This window comes from Streptomyces sp. NPDC014734 (assembly GCF_043083325.1).
Taxonomy (GTDB): domain Bacteria; phylum Actinomycetota; class Actinomycetes; order Streptomycetales; family Streptomycetaceae; genus Streptomyces.
The window spans coordinates 248777-268271 of the sequence record NZ_JBIBYN010000011.1; the positions used below are offsets into that span (position 1 = coordinate 248777).

The window sequence follows — 19495 nt, forward strand, 5'->3', positions numbered from 1 at the left end:
GTCAGCGGCCGGTGTCGGCATCGGCCGGCTTCCAGCGGAACAATTTCTTCTCCACGACGGTCAGCAGGCCTTCGGCCAGCAGGGCGACCACCGCGAGGATCACCATCGCGGCGTAGACGCCGGCCGCGTTGAACGTGCCCTGCGAGGCGGAGACCAGCAGTCCGAGCCCCTTCGTGGCACCGATGTACTCGCCGACGATGGCGCCGATGAGCGCGAACCCGAAGCTGACGTGCAGGCTGGTGAAGATCCAGGAGGTGGCCGAGGGAACCACCACCTGGAGGGTGACCTGGCGGTTGCTGGCGCCCAGGATGCGCGAGTTGGCGACGAGGTTGCGGTCCACCTCCCTGGCGCCCTGGAACGCGTTGAAGAAGACCGGGAAGAACACCAGGACGACCGCGGAGGCTACCTTCGAGGCCGGGCCGAGCCCGAACCAGATGAGGAAGATCGGCGCGAGCACGATGCGCGGCAGCGCGTTGAGGACCTTGATGTACGGGCCGAGGACGTCGGCGGCGAAGCGGACACGGCCCAGCGCGATGCCGAGCAGCACCCCGGCGATCACACCGATGACCCAGCCGAGCAGCGCCTCGTAGAGGGTGTACCAGATCTGCTCCCACAGCGGTCCCTGGGCCGTGCCGTCGACGACCCATACCCGGATCTGTTCCCAGATCTTCGACGGCATGGAGAAGTTGAACGGGTCGATGACCGCGGTACGGGCCAGCCATTCCCACAGCCCGACGACGGCGAGGAGCACCGCGACCCGGCTCCCGAGCACCAGGTACGTCCGGTTGCGGGCGGCCCGCGCGCGCGCCGCGGTCCGGTCGGTCCTGGTGACGGCGGCGGTGGCGGTGGCGGTCTCAGGCGGCATCGACGGCACCCCTCTCGCGGGTGATGCGGACCTCTTCGCCGAGCGAGGACCAGATCTCCCGGTAGATCTCGACGAACCGGGGTTCCAGGCGTACCTGTTCGACCTTGCGGGGGCGCGGCAGGCCGATCTCGAAGACCTCCTTGACCGTGGCGGGACCCGCGGTCATGACCACGACCTTGTCGGCCAGCGCGATGGATTCCTCCAGGTCGTGGGTGACGAAGACGACGGAGGCGCCGGTGCCGGCCCACAGCTCCAGCAGCTCGTCCGACATCAGGGCCCTGGTCTGCACGTCGAGGGCGGAGAAGGGCTCGTCCATCAGCAGGATCTCGGGGTCGTTCACGAACGTGGCGGCGAGGGCGACGCGCTTGCGCTGACCGCCGGAGAGCTGGTGGGGGTAGCGGTCCTCGAAGGAGGACAGGCCGACCCGGGCGAGCCACTGCCTGGCCCGTTCCTTCGCCTCGGGCTTCGCCACCCCGCGGAACCGGGGGCCCGCCATCACGTTGGACAGCACGGTCCGCCAGGGGAAGACCGCGTCCTGCTGGAAGACGAAGCCGACCTTGTCACCGATGCCGCGTACCGGCTCGCCGCCCACCAGCACCTCCCCCTCGGTGGGCTCCTCCAGACCGCTGACCAGGGTCAGTGTGGTCGACTTGCCGCATCCGGTGGGTCCCACCACGGCGACGAACTCGCCGCGTCCGATGGTGAGGTCCAGGTCCCGTACGGCGGTGTGGAGCGCCCCCGACGGAGTCCGGAACGCTTTGCTCGCCCCCCGCAGCTCGATGGCGGGGCTCGTTTTGCTGTTCATGGGGCGGGACGCTAAGGGCGGCCCGGGACCATGGGCACCCTTGCGCCCACAACTCCCGCTTCTGCCCATATACCGGGGTTCTGCTCGTTCTGCTCGCGCCGGGGCAACGAATGTGACACGGGGACTGGCCATCGGCGACGACGACGTTTACGTTGCGTTCACACGAGGACGGAACGGAGCATCAGGTTCCTGACCGGCGGAAGGCAGAGGGCGAGCGCATGCGGATTCCCTGGCCCCGCCGTGTCTCCGCCCAGGTCCTGCTCACCCAGGTGGTCATCACCACCGGTGTGATCATGCTCGTCACCGGACTGTTCCTCTCCCCGCTCAGCCGCCAGGTCGATTCCCAGGCGATGCACCAGGCGCTGTCGATCGCCCAGACCACCGCCGCCGAACCCGATGTGGTCCATGACCTGACGACCACCGATCCGAGCCCGGCGGGACCGGTGCAGGCCGAGGCGGAACGGATTCGGCTTGCCACGAACGCGCTGTACATCGTGGTCATGGACACCCGGGGGGTGCGCTGGTCGCACACCGACACCGACCAGATCGGCAGGCGCGTCTCGACCGATCCGAGCACCGCCCTCGGCGGCCGGGAGATCATGCAGATCGACAACGGCACGCTGGGCCGGTCGGCGCGCGCGAAGGTCCCGCTCCGCGACGGTGCCGGACGCATCGTGGGCGCGGTGTCGGTGGGCATCGCGTACGACAGCGTCCACGACCGGTTGCTCGGGGCGATCCCCGGGCTGCTGCTCCACTCGGGGGCGGCGCTGGCCGCGGGCGTACTGGCCGCGTGGGCCGTCTCGCGGCGCCTGCGGCGCAGTACCCACGGGCTCGCGTTCGCCGACATCTCGGCGCTGCTGGACGAGCGCGAGGCCATGCTGCACAGCATTCGCGAGGCGGTGCTCGCGCTCGACGCCCGGGGGCGGATCCGTCTGCTCAACGACGAGGCGCACCGGCTCCTGGAGCTGGACCGGGACGCCGTCGGGCGCCCGGTCCGTGACGTGCTGCCGCCCGGCCGCACGACGGACGTACTGGCGGGGCGGGTCGACGGCACGGATCTGATCACCGTCTGCAGGGGGCGCGTACTGATCGCCAACCGCATGCCCACCGGTGACGGCGGCGCCGTCGTCACCCTGCGCGACCGCACGGAGCTGGAGCTGCTCGGTCGTGAACTGGACTCCACACACGGTCTGCTGGACGCGCTGCGTGCCCAGGACCACGAACACGCCAACCGGCTGCACACCCTGCTGGGACTGCTGGAGCTCGGAAGGCACGAGGCCGCGATGGAGTTCGTGGTGGAGGTGACCGACGGCCGGCGGGCGTCGGCGGAACAGGTCGCGGAGCGCGTCAACGACCCCTTGCTGTCGGCGTTGCTGGTGGGCAAGTCGGCGATCGCGGCGGAGCGCGGCGTTTCCCTGAGGGTGTCGCCCGCCACCCGGCTGCCCGACGTGGTGGTGGACCCGCGCGATCTGGTGACCGTGCTCGGCAACCTCATCGACAACGCGCTGGACGTCGCCTCGCTGATCGAGGTCGAGGTACTCGCCGAGGGCCCCACCGCGGTCCTGCGGGTCAGCGACAACGGCCCCGGCGTGCCTCCCGGCACGCGCGAGCACATCTTCACCGAGGGGTGGTCCACGAAGGAGTCCCCCGCCCACCGCGGGCGAGGCCTGGGGCTGGCTCTGGTGCGGCGTCTCGCCGAGCGCTACGGTGGCGCCGCTCGCGTCACGGCCCGGGCCGGGGGCGGCGCGGTCTTCACGGTCGTCCTGCCCGAGGCGCTCCGCGTCCGGCCGCTGAGCGAAGTGGGAGAGTTGCGATGATCGATGTCCTGGTGGTGGACGACGACTTCCGTGTCGCCGAGATCAACGCCGCGTACGTGGCGAAGGTGCCCGGTTTCCGTGTCATCTCGCGTGCGCACACCGCCGCCCAGGCGCTGGCGTTCCTGGAGCGCGAACGCGTCGATCTGGTGCTCCTCGACCACTATCTGCCGGATGAGACGGGGCTGTCGCTGGTACGCCGGCTGCGTCAGCACGGCCACCCCGCCGATGTGATCATGGTGACCGCCGCCCGTGACGTGGCGACCGTGCAGGCCGCCATGCGCTACGGCGCCCTGCAGTACCTGGTCAAGCCGTTCAGCTTCGCGGGGCTGCGGTCCAAGCTGGAGAGCTACGCGGCGCTGCGCCGGACTCTCGAAGGCATGGGTTCCGGCCGGGGCGAGGCGGGACAGGAGCAGGTCGACCAGATCTTCGGCGCCCTGCGCACCGCGGGCGGCGGCCCCGCCACCGGGCTGCCCAAGGGGCATTCGGCACCCACGGCCGACGTCATCCGCCATGTCCTGACGGCCGCAGACGGACCGCTGTCCGCCCACGAGGTCGCCGCTCGGGCCGGTCTGAGCCGCTCCACCGCCCAGCGGTACCTCAAGTACCTGGAAGGGGCGGGGCGCATCCGTCTCAGTCTCAAGTACGGCGACACGGGCAGGCCGGAGCATCGTTACGCATGGGCGAGGGCGTCCGCGCACCAGGGCACCCGCAGAGGCGAAGGAGCCGTTCCGTGAACCGACCCGGCACGCACCCGCACGTGAGACGCCGACGGCGTGCGAGGCATCGGCCGCCGACGGGCGGCACCGGCTCCGGGACGTCGCGGTGAGCCCCGCCGGGGAGGCCGCCGTGGAGCTCACGGAAACGGCCGCCGAGCTGGTGCGTCGGCTTCGGCGGACGCACGGTCCGCTGATGTTCCATCAGTCGGGCGGCTGCTGCGACGGCAGCGCGCCCATGTGCTATCGCGACGGCGAGTTCCGCACGGGCGGCTCCGATGTGCTGCTGGCCTCGCTGCGGGTCGACGGGGTGGCGGAGCCCGTCCCGTTCTGGATGTCGCGCAGTCAGTACGAGGTGTGGGCGCACACCCGGTTGATCGTCGATGTGGTGGAGGGGCGGGGCGCCGGGTTCTCCCTGGAGGCCCCGGAAGGGGTGCGGTTCCTGATCCGTTCGCGGCTCGTCGGTCCCCGGGGCACCGCCCCGTGACGCCGGTCCGCCCCGGCTGTGCCGTGTCCCGCACCGCCGCGGGCTGAGGGACGTACCCCGGGAGGCGGTCGGTGCGCCGATCGGGGAACCGGCCTCGGCGACGGTTTCCGTGACGCACCGGTCACCGTCGCCGGACGGCCGTCGGGGTCAGGGACCCAGACTGCTCACGACGTCGGCCGTGGCCGTCAGGCCGTCCTGAATGGTCGGCGCCATGCTCGAACTCGCGAGGAAGAACCCGAGCAGGGCGCAGACCAGCGCGTGCGAGATCTTCAGCCCGCCGTTGCGGAGGAAGACCACCGCGAGGATCAGCAGAAGCAGCACCAGTGAGATCGAAATGGCCATGGCCAACCTCCTCCGCCGCGCCGGAATGCGGCATTCGGCCGCCAGTGTGGCGTATGGGGGAGGCCGTTCGGCGGACTGGCGTGTACGCCATCCGGGTACTGACCGGCTGTCAGGCGTGTGTCCGGCACGGTGGGCGCACGTGGTGGCGGTCCCGGGCGCGGGCGCCCGCCCGTCGCACTCGGGGGCGCGGAGCGGGCGGCCTCATCGAGGTCGGTCCGCGAGCGCCCGCGGCGGCGCGTCGGGCCCGGTGATCTCCCCCCATCCGACCGTGCGGTCGCACCAGCATTCCAGCAGCACCCGGTCATGGCCCACGGCCAGCAGTCCGGCCCCCGAGTCGCGCCGGTACGCCTCGACGACCGCGACCAGCGCGGCGGTCGTCGAGGCGTCGAGCATCGCCGTCATCTCGTCACAGACCAGCCAACGGGGCCGCAGGGACAGCGCCCTGGCCAGACAGGCACGTTGCAGTTGGCCGTCGCTCACCTCGTGCGGGCGCCGGTCCAGCAGGTCGGCGGTGAGCCCGACGAGCGGTGTCAGTTCGGCGACCCGGTCCGCCGCCTCGCCCCGTCGGCCGGTCGCCCGCAGTGGCTCGGCGACGAGGTCGCGCAGGGCGAGCCGGGGATCGGCCGAGAGCCGGGGCTGCTGGAACACGACACCGACGGCGGTGCGCAGTTCTCGCGGGGCGCGGTGCCGCCAGCCCCGTACCGGTCGCCCGTCCAGGGTGAGTGTGCCGGCGTCCGGGCGGTGCAGCAGGGCGGCGACCCTGGCCAGAGTCGACTTGCCGCAGCCGCTGGGGCCGAGCAGTCCGACCGACTCCCCCGGCCCGATCGTGAGCGAGGCGTCGTGGACCACGGGGGCGCGGCGGTCGTATCCGGCGGTGATGCGCGTGAGTTCAAGCACGGGTGGCCCCCTCGGTGCCGTCCGCCGTCGTCCCGTGGTGGCAGGCGAGACGGCCGTCGAACGGGGGCGGCAGGGAGCACCGGTCGTCGGCGTGGCCGCAGCGGGCGGCGAACGCGCAGCCGTCGGGGAGCGCCCCGAGTTCCGGTGGCATCCCGGGAACGGGGACGAAGGCGCGCTCCGGCAGGGCGTCGAGGAGGCCGCGCGCGTACGGATGGCGCGGCCCGGGCTCCGCGAAGAACTCGTCGGCGTCGGCGAGTTCGACGATGCGACCGGCGTACATCACGGCGACGCGGTCGGCGATGCGCTCCGCCGCCGCCAGGTCGTGGGTGATCAGGAGCAGCGCCCTGCCGCCGTCGGTGTGGCGGCGCAGTTCGTCCGCGGTCCGGTCGACCAGGTCGCGGTCGAGCCCGGTGGTGGGTTCGTCGGCCAGCAGCAGGGGTGCGTCGCCGGTCAGGGCGAGCGCGGTGGCGGCGCGCTGGGCGAGGCCGCCGGAGAGTTCGTGCGGGTACCGGTCCAGGTGGTCGGCCGGGAACGCGGCACGCGCGGCGGCCTGTTCGGCCGCGGTCCGCAGTGCCGGCCCGCGGGTGCCGGTCAGTTCGCGGACGGTCTCCTGCAGTTGGGAGCGGACCGTGCGGACCGGGGTGAGGTGGGCTGCCGGACTCTGGGGTACGAGCCCGACGCGGCGGCCCCGTACCGTGCGGGCGAGGGTGCGTTCACCTGCGGTGAGCAGGTCGGTGCCGTCGCGGAGCAAGGCCGAGCCCTCGGTCTCCGCGTTGCCGGGGAGCAGTCCCAGCAGCGCGGAGGCGAGCACGGACTTGCCGCAGCCGCTCTCGCCGACGAGGGCCAGGCACTCCCCCGCGGCGAGGTCGAAGCAGGCGTCCTGGACGGCGGCGACGTTCCGGCCGCCGCGCATCCGGAAGCGGACCCGGAGTCCGCGGACGGAGAGGACCGGGTCCCCGGAGTCCTGGGGCGTCGGTCGCGGGGCGGTTCTCACAGCATCAGCTCCGATCGGCGGCGCGGGTTGATCCGTTCCCGCCAGGCACCGGCGAGTCCCGCCAGGGCGAGGGTGGGGACGATCAGGAACAGGCCGGGGAAGAGGGTCGGCCACCAGTCCCCGGCGAGCAGCGAACCGCGCGCCGTCTGTACGAGGTTTCCCAGACTCGCCTGGTGCGTGGGCAGCCCCAGCCCGAGGAAGGAGAGCGCGGACTCGTGCCACATGGCGTGCGGCACCATGAGGACGGCGGCGAGTCCGGCCTGCGGCAGCACCGCGGGCAGCAGGTGCCGGACGACGACCCTGGTCCGTGAGGCACCGCCGGAGATCGCCGCGTCGACGAACGGCCGGGAGCGCAGCGACAGCACCTCGGAGCGGACGATGCGCGCCGTCGACAGCCAGTGGGTGAGGGCGACGGAGACGATCACGGGGCCGACGCCCGGCCGGAACATGGCGACGACGAAGATGCCGAGCAGCAGGTGCGGGACGGAGGAGAAGGTGTCCACGAGCCGCATGACGAGCCGGTCGGTCCAGCCGCCGGCGGCTGCCGCGAGTGCGCCGACGGCGGTGCCGACGACGGTGGCGGTGAGTCCGGCGACGACGCCCACGAGGAGGGAGACGCGCAGTCCGTAGACGCAGCGCAGCAGCAGGTCGCGGCCGACGTCGTCGGTGCCGAACGGGTGTTGCCAGGACGGGGGCCGCAGCCGTGCGGAGAGGTCGACGGCCTGCTGGTCGAGCTGGACCAGCGGCGGTACCAGGAGGACGGCCAGCAGCACCGCGGCGACGATCCCGGCCGAGGTGATCACGCGGATGCGGCGGCTGGTGCGGCGTGCGGCGCCGAACGGGGTGTCAGCCATCGAAGCCCACTCTCGGGTCGGCGAGCGCGTACAGCACGTCGGACAGCAGATTGCCCAGGACGACGGCCGCGGTGGCGAGCAGGGTGAGCGCGGCGAGCAGCGGGAAGTCGACGGAGGTGGCGGCCTGCACGGTGGCGGCGGCGATGCCGGGCCAGCCGAAGACCGTCTCGACGAGCAGGGCGCCGGTGATGAGTTCGGGGACGCGGGAACCGACGAGGGTGAGCACGGGCAGCATCCCGGAGCGCAGCGCGTGGCCGAGCAGCACGGTGCGTTCGCGCAGTCCGCGGGCGCGGGCGCCGCGCACCGGGTCCTCGTCGAGCGCGTCGGCGACGCCCTGGCGCACGTAGAGGAAGAACCAGGGAAGTTGGGAGATGCCGAGCACGGCCGCCGGGAGCACCAGATGGGTGGCGACCTGGCCGGGGGTGACCGTGTCGCTGCCCGCGTCGGTGAGACCGCCGGCCGGGAGGACGTCGAGTTTCAGGGCGAAGAACCAGATGGCGAGCAGTCCCAGCCAGAACGCCGGGGCGGCTTCGAGGGTGTAGGCGGCGGCGGAGACGCACCGGTCGAGCGGGCCGCCCGGTCTGCGGGCGGCGAGCACACCGAGCCCCGTGCCCAGCACGACGGCGAGGGCGAAGGCCGTCCCGGCGAGCAGCACGGACCAGCCGAGGCGCTCGGAGATGACGTCGGCGACGGGCTGGCGCATCACGGCGGAGTCGCCGAGGTCGCCGTGCAGGGCCGAGGCGAGCCAGTTCCACCAGCGGGTCACCAGGGGCTGGTCGACGCCGAGGTTGGCCCGGAGCTGGTCGAGGTTCTCCTGGGACGCGGTGAGTCCGGCGGTTCCCGCGTACGCCTTGACCGGGTCGAAGGGGGAGGCCGCGGCGACGGCGAAGACACCGAACGTCACGGCGAGCAGGACCGGGACGGCGAGCAGCGCCCGCCGTCCCGCCATCCTGCCCACCGGCCCCCAGGGGAGGCGGTGTCTCACTTCTTCGGTGTCCAGTCCTCGACGTTCCACCAGGGCCCGGAGGCGAGGCCGTGGTCGTGCGGCTCCACCTGGGTGGTGAGTGAGCCGAAACGGTCCTTCACGACGTAGAGGTGGTCGATGTGCGTGAGGAAGGTGTAGCCGGGGTTCTTCACGAGTTCGCGCTGGACGGTGTCGTAGGCGGCCTTGCGGACGGCCTTGTCGCCGCTCCTGCGGCCCTGTTCGAGGGCCTTGTCGACGGCCTTGTTGTCGTACCACGCCATGTTGTTGAATCCGTCGCCCGCGAGGGAGGACTTGAGCAGGGTGTACTGGTCGAAGTCGGGATCCGCGGGCGAGCCGCCGCCGGCGAGGACCGCGTCCTGCTTCATCCGGGGCTCGATGACCTCCCAGGTGCCGGCCTCGGTGGTGATGTCGATGCCTGCCTTCCTGGCGTCGGAGGCGTAGGCGAGCGCGTGGTCCTGGCGGAGCTTGTCGCCGGTGAGGTACCAGAGGGGGAACGCGGCGCGCACGCCGTTCCTGGTGCGGATGCCGTCCTTGCCGGGCTTCCATCCGGCGTCGTCGAGGATCTTCTTCGCGGCGGCCGGGTCGTGGGGGCGTTCGGTGCCCTCGGCGAACCACTCGCTGCCGGTGGGGACGGGACCGTGGGCGGGCTTTCCGGCCCCGTCGAGGAGGGAGTCGACCATGGCCCGCCGGTCGACGGCGATGTCGAGGGCGCGCCGGATCGCTGTGTCGCCGGTGACCTCGTTGTGGGTGGGCAGGGTCACGGTGCGGTAGTCGTAGGTGGTCGCGGCGTAGGTCTTCATGCCGCTGCCGCGGGCGAAGCCCTTGGCCAGGTTGGGCGGCAGGATGGCGCCGTCGAGTTCGCCGGAGCGCAGCCGGGTGGCGCGTACGTCGTCGTCCTTGATGATCACCATGGTGAACTTCTTCACCTTCGGAGCGCCGCCCCAGTAGTCGGGGTTGGCCCGGAAGCTCAGCTTCTCGCCCCTGGACCACTGGGTGAGGATGTAGGGCCCTGTGCCGACGGGGTGGGTGGTGAAGGCGCCGGTGTTGACGTCCTGCCCGGCCGCGGCGTGTTCGGGTGCGATGGGCAGGACGGTGCGCTGGGCAAAGGGCGCGTAGGGGTACTTGAGGGTGAACACGACGGTGTCGTCGCCGGTCGCCTCCACGGACTTCAGCACGTCGAGCTCGGTGCGGGAGGCGTTGTTGGTCTTCGGGTCGAGGATGGTGCGGTAGGTGAAGACGACGTCCCGGGCGCCGAACGGATCGCCGTCGCTGAACTTCACGCCCTTGCGGAGCCTGTACGTGTAGGTCAGGCCGTCGGCGCTCACCTCGGGCAGGGCTGCCGCCAGCGCCGGGCGCAGCCTCATGTCCGCGTCGAGGGCGAGCAGTCCGTCGAAGATCTTGGAGTTGCCGTCCTTGCCGTAGCCCAGGAGCGGGCTGAGGCTGTCGGGTTCGTAGGCGATGCCGACCACCGCCGAGTCGCCCGGTCCCGCGGGGGAATCACCGCCGTCCGGACCACCCGGATTCGAGCAGGCAGCCGCGGTCAGCGCCAGCGCGGCCGCCAGTGTCACGGAGACCGCTCCTCGTATCGATCGGCCCGTCATGCCCTGCACACTCCCTATTGATAGAGGTTGGTAATTGCGAAGTCTTTGCAATTAAACAGCATGTAAAGGAGTGTCGGACACCCCCCGTCCGGGCGCGGAACGACGAAGCGGAGGCACGTGAGCACGTGCCTCCGCTTCCGGCCTCCGCCGTCTCGCGGGCGTTCCCCCGCGCCCGCTCGACTACGGCGCGGGGAGTTCCACGAGTCCGGCGAGGGACGCCCGGTGGTGTCCGGCCGTGCCGTACGCGAGGGAGTCGGCCTTGGCGCGCTTGAGGTAGAGGTGCGCCGGATGCTCCCAGGTCATGCCGATCCCGCCGTGGAGCTGGACGCACTCCTCCGCCGCGCGCACCGCCGCCTTCGAGCAGTACGCCTGCGCCACCGCCACCGCCAGGGGCGTATCGGGACTGCCGGTGGCGAGGGCGTCGGCGGCGTTCCGCGCGGCGGCCCGGGCGGACACGACCTCCAGCCAGAGGTGCGCCATGCGGTGCTTGAGGGCCTGGAAGGAGCCGATGGGGCGGTTGAACTGGTGCCGTTCCCTGGTGTGGCGAACGGTCTCGGCCAGACACCACTCGGCGATCCCGAGCTGTTCGGAGGCGAGCAGCCCGGCGCCCGCCAGCAGCCCGCGGTGAACGGCGGCGGCCGAGGACACGCCGTCGGCCAGGCGGGTTCCGGCGGACCGTTCGAGGGTGACGGTGGCGAGCGGCCGGGTCAGGTCGAGCGGGACGACCGGCTCGACGGCCACCTCGTCGGAACCGGTCTCCACGGCGTACAGGCCGTCGGCCGCGGGCACCAGCAGCACATCGGCCGCGGGCGCGTCGGCCACCCCGGTCACCGTCCCCTCCGGCGTGCCGAGGGGGCCGCCCACCGGCAGCGCCGCGCCGGGTCCGGCGGCGAACGGGCCGGCGGAGAACGGTACGGCGAGGACCGCGACCCGGCGTCCGGTGGCGAGGTCCTCCAGGAGCCCGGCGACCGGCCCGTCCTGCGCCGGGAGCGCGAGAAGCGTCTCGGTGGCGACGACCGCGCTCGTCAGGTAGGGCGCCGGGACGACGCCGCGGCCCAGTTCCTCCAGCACCACCGCGGCCTCCCGGTGGCCCGCCCCCTGGCCGCCCAGTTCCTCGGGCACCAGCAGTCCGGCGGCCCCGATGCCGGCGGCCAGGGGCGTCCACAGGCGCGGGTCGTACGGCGTGCCGGACTCGGCCCGGGCGAGCACGGCCGGGGCGTCGCACCGGTCGGCGATCAGCGAACGCACCGCGGCCCGCAGCTCCTCCTCGGTCCGCGTGTACAGCAGATCGGGTTCCCGGGTCTCCTCGGTCGATGCGGTGGTCATCGGGCCAGATCCTTCCAGGCGACGTCCTTGTCGTCCCGCGGCTCGGCGGGCAGGCCGAGGACGCGTTCGGCGACGATGTTGAGCAGCACCTCGCTGGTGCCGCCCTCGATGGAGTTTCCCTTGGCCCGCAGGTAGCGGTACCCGGCGTCACGCCCGGTGAAGTCGACGAGCTCCGGACGGCACATGGTCCAGTCCTCGTACGACAGCCCCTCCTCGCCGAGGAGTTCGACCTCCAGACCGCTGATCTCCTGGTTGAGGCGGGCGAAGGCGAGCTTCATGCCGGAGCCCTCGGGGCCGGGCTGTCCGGCGACGAGCTGCTGGCGCAGCCGGATGCCGGTGAGCCGGGCCACCTCGGCCTCGACCCAGAGGTTCAGCAGGCGCTGGTGCAGGTCGTGGGTGCGCAGTTCGGGGCGCTCGCGCCAGGTGCGGGCGACCTGTCCGATCATGCCTCCCTCGCGCGGGACGCGTGCCCCGCCGATGGAGACGCGCTCGTTCATCAGGGTGGTCCGGGCGACCTTCCAGCCCTCGTTCACCGGGCCCAGACGTCTGTCGTCGGGGATGCGCACACCGGTCAGGAACACCTCGTTGAACTCGGCCTCGCCGGTGATCTGGCGCAGCGGCCGCACCTCGACGCCGGGGTCGGTCATGTCGCAGACGAAATAGGTGATGCCCCGGTGCTTGGGCAGGCCGGGGCCGGTGCGGGCGATGAGGATCGCCCAGCGGGCGAGGTGGGCGCTGGACGTCCAGACCTTCTGGCCGTCGACGACCCAGTCCGCTCCGTCGCGGACGGCACGGGTACCGAGTGCGGCGAGGTCGGAACCGGCCCCGGGTTCGCTGAAGAGCTGGCACCAGATCTCCTCGCCGGCCCACAACGGCCGCAGGAAGCGCCGTTTCTGCTCGTCGGTGCCGTACGCGAGGAGGGTGGGGGCGGCCATGCCCAGGCCGATGCCGATCCGGCGGGGGTCGTTGTCGGGGGCACCAGCCGCGGCGAGTTCGGTGTCGACGACGGTCTGCAGGGAACGCGGCGCGCCGAGACCGCCGAGACCGGCCGGGTAGTGCACCCAGGCCAGTCCGGCGTCGAAGCGGGCCCTCAGGAAGTCGTCGCGCTCCGTGGTGGCCACGGGGTGGGCGGCCAGCAGCTCCTGCGTGCGGCGGCGCAGTTCGTCCGCGTCCGGGGTCGTCATCGGTCCGCTCCCGTGGGGAGTACGACGATCCGGCCGACGCTCGCGCCGTCGGCGACGCGCTGGACGCCCTCCGCCGCTCCGTCCAGCGCCACCCGTTCGCCGACCAGGGGCTCGACGACGCCCTGTGCGACGAGCCGGGTGAGTTCGTCGTGGCAGGCACGGACCGCGGCCGGGTCCTTGGTGGCGTAGAGGCCCCAGTGGAGTCCGAGGATCGAGTAGTTCTTGAGGAGGGCGTGGTTGAGGGCCGGTGCGGGGACGGCTCCGCTCGCGAACCCCACGACGACGACGCGGCCCTCGAAGGCGACGCACTTGACGGACTTGGCGTACGCGTCGCCACCGACCGGGTCGTAGACGACGTCGGCGCCGCGCCCGCCGGTGAACTCCTTGACCGCCGCGACGACGTCCTCGGTGCGGCGGTCGACGACGAGGTCGCAGCCGAGCTCGGCCGCGACCTCGGCCTTCCTCGGCCCCGAGACGACGCCGATGACGTCGGCCCCGGCGGCCTTGCCGAGCTGTACGGCCGCGCTGCCGACGCCGCCCGCCGCCGCGTGGACCAGCAGGGTCTCACCGGCCCGGAGGTGTGCCCTGCGGTGCAGGCCGAACCAGCCCGTCTGGTAGCCGATGTGCAGCGCGGCGGCCCCGGCGTCGTCGAGGGATTCCGGCGCGGGCAGCAGAGCAGCCGCGTCGGCGAGGGCGTACTCGGCGAAACCGCCGTGCGGGAGGGCGGCGGTGGCGAGCACCCGGCGTCCGTCCGGCGTCTCGCCGCAGATCTCCACGCCGGGGGTGAACGGCAGTGGGGGCCGCACCTGGTACTGGCCCCGGCAGAGCAGCGCGTCGGGGAAGTTGATGTTCGCCGCGCGCACCCGGAGGAGGACCTGCCCGTCGCCGGGCGTGGGGCGGCCCGTCTCCTCCAGCCGCATCACCTCGCCCGGCTCGCCGTTCCGGTGCACTCGCCATGCCTGCATGAGGGGCCTCCACAACTGTCGGCGTTACCACTGCTCCGGCGCATACTAAGCGGTCGCTTGCCCCTCTGGGAACAACCCGTGCCGCCGGGCCGACACGGGGACGCCCGGTCCGGCCCGAGGCGCTTCGGGCCGGACCGGGCGCAGCCGGACCCGACGGGGTGCCCCGTCGGGGACGCGCCCCGGGGAGCGGGAGAGCGGCGGGCCCTCTGCCGCTCTCCGGCTCGTCAGTCCAGGCCGGCCACCACCACCTCGGCGATCCGCGGCGCCTCCGGTCCCGCGCGCCAGACGAGCCGCACCGCGTCGGCGGTGCGGCCCCCGGTGTCCACCTCGGTGTACGCGCCGTCGAGAGCTCCGACGGTCCGCCACGTTCCTCCGGTGTCCCGCAGCTGGATGTCGGCGCCGCCCGCGGCACCGGCCGGCCGCAGTACGGTGACGGACCGCACGGCACGGGCACCGACGAGGCCCATCTCCAGCGCCTCCCCCGCCTCGGGGGCGCGGGCCGCCCGGTAGACGGTGCCGGGGTCCCCGTCGGACGCCTCCCGCAGCGCGGACCCGGTCGCGGCGGGCGGACCTCCGGTCACCTCCCCGTCCGTCGTGGCGACCCGGAACTCACGGACGACGAGCCAGGCGTCCTGGTCCGCGGTGGACCGCGCCCGCACGTAGCGGGCCTTCGTCCCGGCGGGCACCGTCGCGGTGACGTCCGGCCGCCCTGAGAAGGCGGTGAGCTGTCGCCACTCCCGCCCGTCGGCCGAGTACTCCAGGACGCCCTCGTGGAGGTAGTCGTCCGGACTCGTTGTCTTGCCCATGGCGAGGGTGACGTCCCCGATGTCCCGCGAACGGCCGAGGTCCACGGTGACGGCGTCGCCGACGGCGGGTGCCCGGTCGCTCCAGAACCAGGTGGAGTCGTCGCCGTCCAGCATCCGCGCCGGGGTGTTGTTCTGGTACGCGCCGAGACTGGACGTCGCGGTCGGCCTGCCGCTGATCCCGAGTGTCCGGTCGTGCTCGGCGATCGCCATGTCGACGAAGCGGTCCAGCACGCCGTCGCCGACGACGACCGGCACCGCGCGGCCGTCGAGGCCGGTGTAGGTGAAGGACTTCGCCTCGCCGACCTGGGCGGGCAGCCGTTGCCGCAGCTCCCAGGCCCGCGCGCCCTTTCCGGCGCGTGCCGCCCCGACCATGTCCAGGGCGGTGCGCGCGGCGGTCGCCCATGACCGGGTCGCGTCAAGCCAGGGGCCCGCGTCCGCGACGAACCCACGGTCGGGGAGACCGGCGCGCAGCCGGTCCGGGGCGGTGCCGAGCGCGGCGAGCGCGGTACCGAGCCGGGCGGCGTCACCCGACGTCCAGTAGTTGTCGAACTCCGCCGCCAGTTCGGGTGCCTGGTCCTTGTTCAGCGCGGAAGCGTAGTTGACGTCGGCGAAGGCCCGCAGCGCCTTCGCGGTGCGGGGGTCGCCGCCCGCGTACTCCTCGATCCCGCGGATCCACGAGGTGCGGGGATCGTAGGCCGCGTCGTTCCACGCGTAGTCGGCGACGGTGTGCAGCACGATCTTCGAGGCGTACGGCTGGATCATCGGGTTGGCGGTGATCCCGGCAAGCCTGCCGGGCAGTCCCTTCTCCCTGCCGTTGAACGGGCCGAGCAGCAGCCGGCCGGTCGTGTAGTCGTTGACCGGATAGTTGTCCCAGGTCAGGATCGGGTGGCCGAACGCCGTGCGGGCGGCGTCCGCCTGAGCGACGGTCATGGTCGGGGCGACGACGCCGATTCCGGTCCATTCGACGAGCACATCGGCATCGAGCTGTTCGGACAGCGCCTTCTTGTACGGCGACGCGGAGACGTCGTAGTACTCGGTGGGAACCATCTGGAGGGGCTGGGCGCCCGGGTGCGTGGCGATGAACTCCTCGTTGACCCGGTTGAGCAGCCGGGCCTGCGCCGCCCCCGCCGCGGCCCCGCCGGTCCCCCACTTCGCCTTGTCCTCGGCGCAGTTCCAGTCGGTGTAGCTGATGTCGTCGAGGGGCACGGCGAAGGTCCGTACACCGATGTCCCAGATCGTCCGGAACTTGTCGACGAGCGCCTCGACGTCGGCGTCCGAGCTGTAGCAGACGGAGAGTCCCGGCGAGAGCGCGTAGGTGAATTCCACGTGCCGCCGCGCCGCCCGCTCGGCGAGTTCCCCGATCCGGGCCAGTTGGCCGGCGGGGTACGGGTCGCGCCATTTCGCGCGGAGGTACGCGTCGTCCTTCGGCGAGTACACGTAGATGTTCATCTTGTGCTCGCCGTAGTAGTCGAGCTGGTCGAGCCGGGCCTCATGCGACCACGGGGTGCCGTAGAAGCCCTCGATGACGCCGCGCAGGGCGGTGCCGGGCCAGTCGCGCACGGCGAGCCCGGCGACCTCGGCGCCCGGGCGCCGCGCCTGCGGCAGGACCTGGCGCAGGGTCTGCGCGGCGTAGTACGTGCCCGTGGTGTCCTTGCCCGCGAGGACGACGCGGCCCGCGCCGATTCCGAGGACGTAGCCCTCGGCGGGCAGCCCCGACGGACCGTCGAGGTGCTGGGCTCCTAGCGCGCCGGGGTCACCGACGTACACGGTGAGTCCGGCCCCTCCGGGTCCGGCCCCGCGCACGATCTTCCGCGCGCCGGCCCGGCGCAGCGCGTTCTCCACCACCTCCAGGGAGGAGGCGTCGGCGGTCGCGCCCGCCACCACGGTGACCTCGGCACCGATGGTGATGTGATCGGACCGGTTCTCCACCGACCGCGGGGTCGGGGTGATGGCACCGGTTCGCTGCGCCGCCGTGGCCTTCGCCGGGGTGGCGCCGTCGGCCGCGTGGACGGGTGGCGCGGCGGTCAGCAGACCGCCGGCCAGCAGGATGGCCGCCGTACCGAGCACGGCGGGACGGGGTGGGCGAGATGTCATTGGTCCTCCATTGATCACTTGAATCACCGGAGTCGCACATCACAACGCAACTGAATTCAACATTCTGGCGCTGACATGTCAATGGTCTGGACAACGGCATTCATTTGACCTGCGCTTCCGCCCCCGAAGGTCCCCCTCGGTGAACACGTGACACAGAACATGACTGCACCACCCCCTCGATCAAATACCCCGGGGGGTATGGATGTTAATCTGAAACCCCAGATACCCCCCGGGGTACGGGAAGGAAGGAGACACGTCATGTTCTTCGTCGACACCCCGGAGACTCCGGGTCCGCGTCCACCGTGCGGGCGGGACGCGACGGCGCGCGAGGTGGTGGCCGTCGACGACGGTTCCGCCGCCGCGCGCGTCGGACCGCCCGTCGTGTCTCCCGCCCTCGCCGCGTGACCCGCCACCGACCGTGCCGCACCCCAGGAGTGTTCCCGTGTCCCCCATCCCCCTCCCCCCGCCCTCGTTGTCCGCCCTGTTCCGTCGCGGCCCCGGACGGGTCGGTCCGGTCGAGGCCGACCGGCTGACCGCCGACGGCACCGCCGTCCTGCTCGATGTGCGCGAGGCGTCCGAGTGGCACGCCGGACACGCCCCGGGCGCGGTCCATCTGCCGCTGTCCCGCCTCGTCGACGGCGCGTCGCTGCCGGGCCGGGCGGAGGACCGGCCGGTGGTGGTGATCTGCCGTTCCGGCAACCGGTCCCGACGGGCGGCCCGCGTCCTCGCCGAACGCGGTGTCCAAGCCACCGATGTCGTGGGGGGCATGAGCGCCTGGGCCGCCGAGGGGCTGCCCGTGCGCGACCGTCGCGGGGCGGCGGGCACCGTCATATGACCACGCTGCTCCTCGCGCTCGCGGCCGGAACCGCGGTCGGCCTGGCACTCGGCGGGCTGGGCGGCGGCGGAAGCGTCCTCGCCGTCCCCGCACTGATCTACCTGCTCGGATTCGCCCCGGCCGCGGCCACCACCGCCGGGCTGCTCATCGTCGTCGTGACATCTCTCACCGGACTGCTCGCCCACGCCCGGGAGGGCGGGGTCCGCTGGCGCACCGGAGGGCTCTTCGCGGCGGCCGGGATCGTGCCCGCGGCGGTGACCGGCGCGTTGTCCGCGCGGATTCCGCCCGGTGTGCTGACCGCGGCGTTCGCCGTGCTCGCGGTGGTCGCCGCCGTGCGGATGATCCGCCCCCGGCCCGCCCCCGCGGAACGGGACCCCGGCGACGTGTCGTCCGGGCGAGCCGCGCGGGCGGGCGCCGGACTCGGCGCCGTGACCGGTCTGCTCGGCGTGGGCGGCGGATTCCTCGCGGTCCCGGCCCTGGTCACCGTACTGGCCCTGCCGATGAGCGCGGCGGTAGGCACCAGCCTGCTGGTCATCACGGTGAACTCCGCGGCCGCCCTGGCCACCCGCCTGGCCACGCCCGTCCCGCTCGACTGGGCGGTGATCGCCCCGTTCACCGCGGCAGCGGTACTGGGCGCCTGGGACGGCCGACGCCTGGCCGCGAAGATCTCCACGCACGCGTTGCAGCGGGTCTTCGGCGCGGTACTGCTGGCGGTGGCCGTGTTCATGCTCGTGGACGCCGTGACGTGAACGGCGCCCCGCCCCGCGCGGCCGGTGCCCGGCCCCGGCCCCTCCCGGGCACCGGTGGCCGGGCACCGTCGCCCGCCGCCGCTTCAGGCCAGCGACAGGAAGAGCTTCTCCAGCCGCGCCCGCATCCGGTCCCGGTCCGCCGACTCGCTCCCCGCGTCCCCCATGCAGTGCTGGAGACCCGTGGCGATGATCGCGAAACCGGCCCGGTCGAGAGCCCGGGACACGGCCGCCATCTGCGTGATGACGTCCTCGCAGTCCCGGCCCTCCTCGATCATCCGGATGACCGCCGCCAGCTGCCCCTGAGCGCGACGAAGGCGGTTGAGGACCGACTTCAGTTCGTCGGCCGCCATGTCGAGTTCCACATGCCCTCCTCCTGATACCCCGAGGGGTATTCTAACCTGAGTGGGGAAGGAAGGACCGAGTCCCTCCGCCTCCCCGGTGAACGAAAGGAAAACTGTCCGTGACCAGCCCCGTCTCCCTCTCGCCCGCCCAGGCCTCGGCCCGGCTCGCGGAGTTCACCGTCGTCGACGTGCGGGCCCCCGGCGAGTACGCCTCCGGGCACGTGCCCGGCGCGCTGAACATTCCGCTGGACCGCCTCCCCGAGGCCGTGGCCGCCCTCAAGTCCGCCGCCGCCCGCGGCCCGCTGCTCGTGGTGTGCGCCTCCGGCGTCCGCTCCACCCGGGCCTGCGACATCCTCGCGGCGGCCGATGTCGACGCCCTGACACTGTCCGGCGGAACCTCTGCCTGGGAACGCGAGGGGCGCAGCCTCGACCGTCCCGTCGGAGCGCGGGCGACCTGGCCGATGGAACGTCAGGTCCGGCTCGCGGCGGGCTCCCTCGTGGTGGCCGGACTGCTGGCGGGGCTGCGCTTCCCGGCCGCGCGCTGGATCTCCGCCGGCGTCGGCTCCGGGCTGGTCTTCTCGGCCGTGACCAACACCTGTGGCATGGCTGCGGCCCTGTCGAAGCTGCCGTACAACCGTGCCCCGCGCTCGTCCGCCGACCTGGACACGACGCTCAGGGGCCTCCAGGGCTGAGCCGGCCCCGTTTCGGCGTTTTCGGCGGGAGGGGGGGGGGGGGGGGGGGGGGGGGGGGGGGGGGGCGCCGCCCCCCCCCCCCCCCCCCGCCGCGCGGGGGGCGCCCCCCCGGCGGGGGGGGGGGGGGGGGCGGGGGGGGCCGG

20 protein-coding genes are annotated in these 19495 nt (G+C 72.9%); 7 read left to right on the forward strand and 13 right to left on the reverse strand.

What is annotated here, in order from left to right; all coding sequences use genetic code 11:
- Nucleotide 1: 1 nt before the first annotated feature.
- Together ACF1CT_RS19820 and ACF1CT_RS19825 are read right to left on the reverse strand one after the other, a co-directional pair.
- Nucleotides 2-865, reverse strand: coding sequence for an ABC transporter permease (locus ACF1CT_RS19820; RefSeq protein ID WP_391785174.1), 864 nt, complete (start codon nt 863-865; stop codon nt 2-4).
- The gene (locus ACF1CT_RS19825) at nt 855-1670 is read right to left on the reverse strand and encodes an ABC transporter ATP-binding protein (RefSeq protein ID WP_391785175.1); all 816 of its coding nucleotides are present in this window, start codon (nt 1668-1670) and stop codon (nt 855-857) included. Before ACF1CT_RS19825 ends, ACF1CT_RS19820 begins: the two co-directional genes overlap by 11 nt.
- A 218-nt stretch (nt 1671-1888) precedes the next feature.
- On the opposite strand from ACF1CT_RS19825, the gene ACF1CT_RS19830 reads away from it, so the two are divergent.
- The 3 genes from ACF1CT_RS19830 (at nt 1889) to ACF1CT_RS19840 (ending at nt 4687) form a co-directional block, all read left to right on the forward strand.
- Nucleotides 1889-3487, forward strand: a complete 1599-nt coding sequence (locus tag ACF1CT_RS19830; protein ID WP_391785176.1) for an ATP-binding protein — start codon at nt 1889-1891, stop codon at nt 3485-3487.
- The gene (locus ACF1CT_RS19835) at nt 3484-4221 is read left to right on the forward strand and encodes a response regulator (protein WP_391785177.1); all 738 of its coding nucleotides are present in this window, start codon (nt 3484-3486) and stop codon (nt 4219-4221) included. Before ACF1CT_RS19830 ends, ACF1CT_RS19835 begins: the two co-directional genes overlap by 4 nt.
- Before the next feature lie 112 nt (nt 4222-4333).
- Complete coding sequence (locus ACF1CT_RS19840; protein ID WP_391785178.1) at nt 4334-4687, forward strand: DUF779 domain-containing protein; 354 nt, start codon at nt 4334-4336, stop codon at nt 4685-4687.
- Between the two features lie 147 nt (nt 4688-4834).
- Here the strand turns inward: ACF1CT_RS19840 and ACF1CT_RS19845 are convergent, their stop codons facing one another.
- From ACF1CT_RS19845 to ACF1CT_RS19890, 10 genes are all read right to left on the reverse strand, one after another.
- A complete protein-coding gene (locus tag ACF1CT_RS19845; protein WP_391785179.1) occupies nt 4835-5029 on the reverse strand; it encodes a hypothetical protein in 195 nt (64 codons plus the stop codon).
- A 201-nt stretch (nt 5030-5230) separates the two neighbouring features.
- Nucleotides 5231-5926: an ABC transporter ATP-binding protein gene (locus ACF1CT_RS19850; protein WP_391785180.1), complete on the reverse strand. Its 696-nt coding sequence runs from the start codon at nt 5924-5926 to the stop codon at nt 5231-5233.
- Nucleotides 5919-6839 carry an ABC transporter ATP-binding protein gene (locus ACF1CT_RS19855; protein ID WP_391785221.1) on the reverse strand — a complete coding sequence of 307 codons (921 nt, stop codon included), beginning with the start codon at nt 6837-6839 and terminating at the stop codon, nt 5919-5921. The genes ACF1CT_RS19850 and ACF1CT_RS19855 overlap by 8 nt, the downstream gene beginning before the upstream one ends.
- Nucleotides 6840-6916: 77 nt before the next feature.
- Nucleotides 6917-7774, reverse strand: coding sequence for an ABC transporter permease (locus tag ACF1CT_RS19860; protein ID WP_391785181.1), 858 nt, complete (start codon nt 7772-7774; stop codon nt 6917-6919).
- On the reverse strand, nt 7767-8723 hold the full coding sequence (locus tag ACF1CT_RS19865) for an ABC transporter permease (RefSeq protein WP_391785222.1): 957 nt from the start codon (nt 8721-8723) through the stop codon (nt 7767-7769). Before ACF1CT_RS19865 ends, ACF1CT_RS19860 begins: the two co-directional genes overlap by 8 nt.
- 32 nt (nt 8724-8755) lie before the next feature.
- Nucleotides 8756-10360 carry an ABC transporter substrate-binding protein gene (locus ACF1CT_RS19870; protein WP_391785182.1) on the reverse strand — a complete coding sequence of 535 codons (1605 nt, stop codon included), beginning with the start codon at nt 10358-10360 and terminating at the stop codon, nt 8756-8758.
- Nucleotides 10361-10540: 180 nt separating this feature from the next.
- Nucleotides 10541-11686, reverse strand: a complete 1146-nt coding sequence (locus ACF1CT_RS19875) for an acyl-CoA dehydrogenase family protein (protein WP_391785183.1) — start codon at nt 11684-11686, stop codon at nt 10541-10543.
- Nucleotides 11683-12870, reverse strand: coding sequence for an acyl-CoA dehydrogenase family protein (locus ACF1CT_RS19880; protein ID WP_391785184.1), 1188 nt, complete (start codon nt 12868-12870; stop codon nt 11683-11685). The genes ACF1CT_RS19875 and ACF1CT_RS19880 overlap by 4 nt, the downstream gene beginning before the upstream one ends.
- On the reverse strand, nt 12867-13835 hold the full coding sequence (locus tag ACF1CT_RS19885; protein ID WP_391785185.1) for an NADPH:quinone oxidoreductase family protein: 969 nt from the start codon (nt 13833-13835) through the stop codon (nt 12867-12869). Before ACF1CT_RS19885 ends, ACF1CT_RS19880 begins: the two co-directional genes overlap by 4 nt.
- A gap of 224 nt (nt 13836-14059) precedes the next feature.
- Nucleotides 14060-16735: a beta-N-acetylglucosaminidase domain-containing protein gene (locus ACF1CT_RS19890; RefSeq protein WP_391785186.1), complete on the reverse strand. Its 2676-nt coding sequence runs from the start codon at nt 16733-16735 to the stop codon at nt 14060-14062.
- A 258-nt stretch (nt 16736-16993) separates the two neighbouring features.
- Here ACF1CT_RS19890 and ACF1CT_RS19895 point away from each other — a divergent pair, with 258 nt between their 5' ends.
- From ACF1CT_RS19895 to ACF1CT_RS19905, 3 genes are read left to right on the forward strand one after another with little or no spacing between them, the layout of a single operon-like run.
- Nucleotides 16994-17140: a hypothetical protein gene (locus ACF1CT_RS19895; RefSeq protein WP_391785187.1), complete on the forward strand. Its 147-nt coding sequence runs from the start codon at nt 16994-16996 to the stop codon at nt 17138-17140.
- Between the two features lie 37 nt (nt 17141-17177).
- Nucleotides 17178-17570 carry a rhodanese-like domain-containing protein gene (locus tag ACF1CT_RS19900; RefSeq protein ID WP_391785188.1) on the forward strand — a complete coding sequence of 131 codons (393 nt, stop codon included), beginning with the start codon at nt 17178-17180 and terminating at the stop codon, nt 17568-17570.
- Nucleotides 17567-18319: a sulfite exporter TauE/SafE family protein gene (locus tag ACF1CT_RS19905; RefSeq protein ID WP_391785189.1), complete on the forward strand. Its 753-nt coding sequence runs from the start codon at nt 17567-17569 to the stop codon at nt 18317-18319. The genes ACF1CT_RS19900 and ACF1CT_RS19905 overlap by 4 nt, the downstream gene beginning before the upstream one ends.
- Nucleotides 18320-18402: 83 nt before the next feature.
- On the opposite strand, the gene ACF1CT_RS19910 is transcribed toward ACF1CT_RS19905, so the two are convergent.
- Nucleotides 18403-18681, reverse strand: coding sequence for a metal-sensitive transcriptional regulator (locus ACF1CT_RS19910; RefSeq protein WP_391785190.1), 279 nt, complete (start codon nt 18679-18681; stop codon nt 18403-18405).
- Nucleotides 18682-18779: 98 nt separating this feature from the next.
- Between ACF1CT_RS19910 and ACF1CT_RS19915 the strand changes: the two genes are divergently transcribed.
- Nucleotides 18780-19352, forward strand: a complete 573-nt coding sequence (locus tag ACF1CT_RS19915) for a rhodanese-like domain-containing protein (protein ID WP_391785191.1) — start codon at nt 18780-18782, stop codon at nt 19350-19352.
- Nucleotides 19353-19495 lie beyond the last annotated feature (143 nt).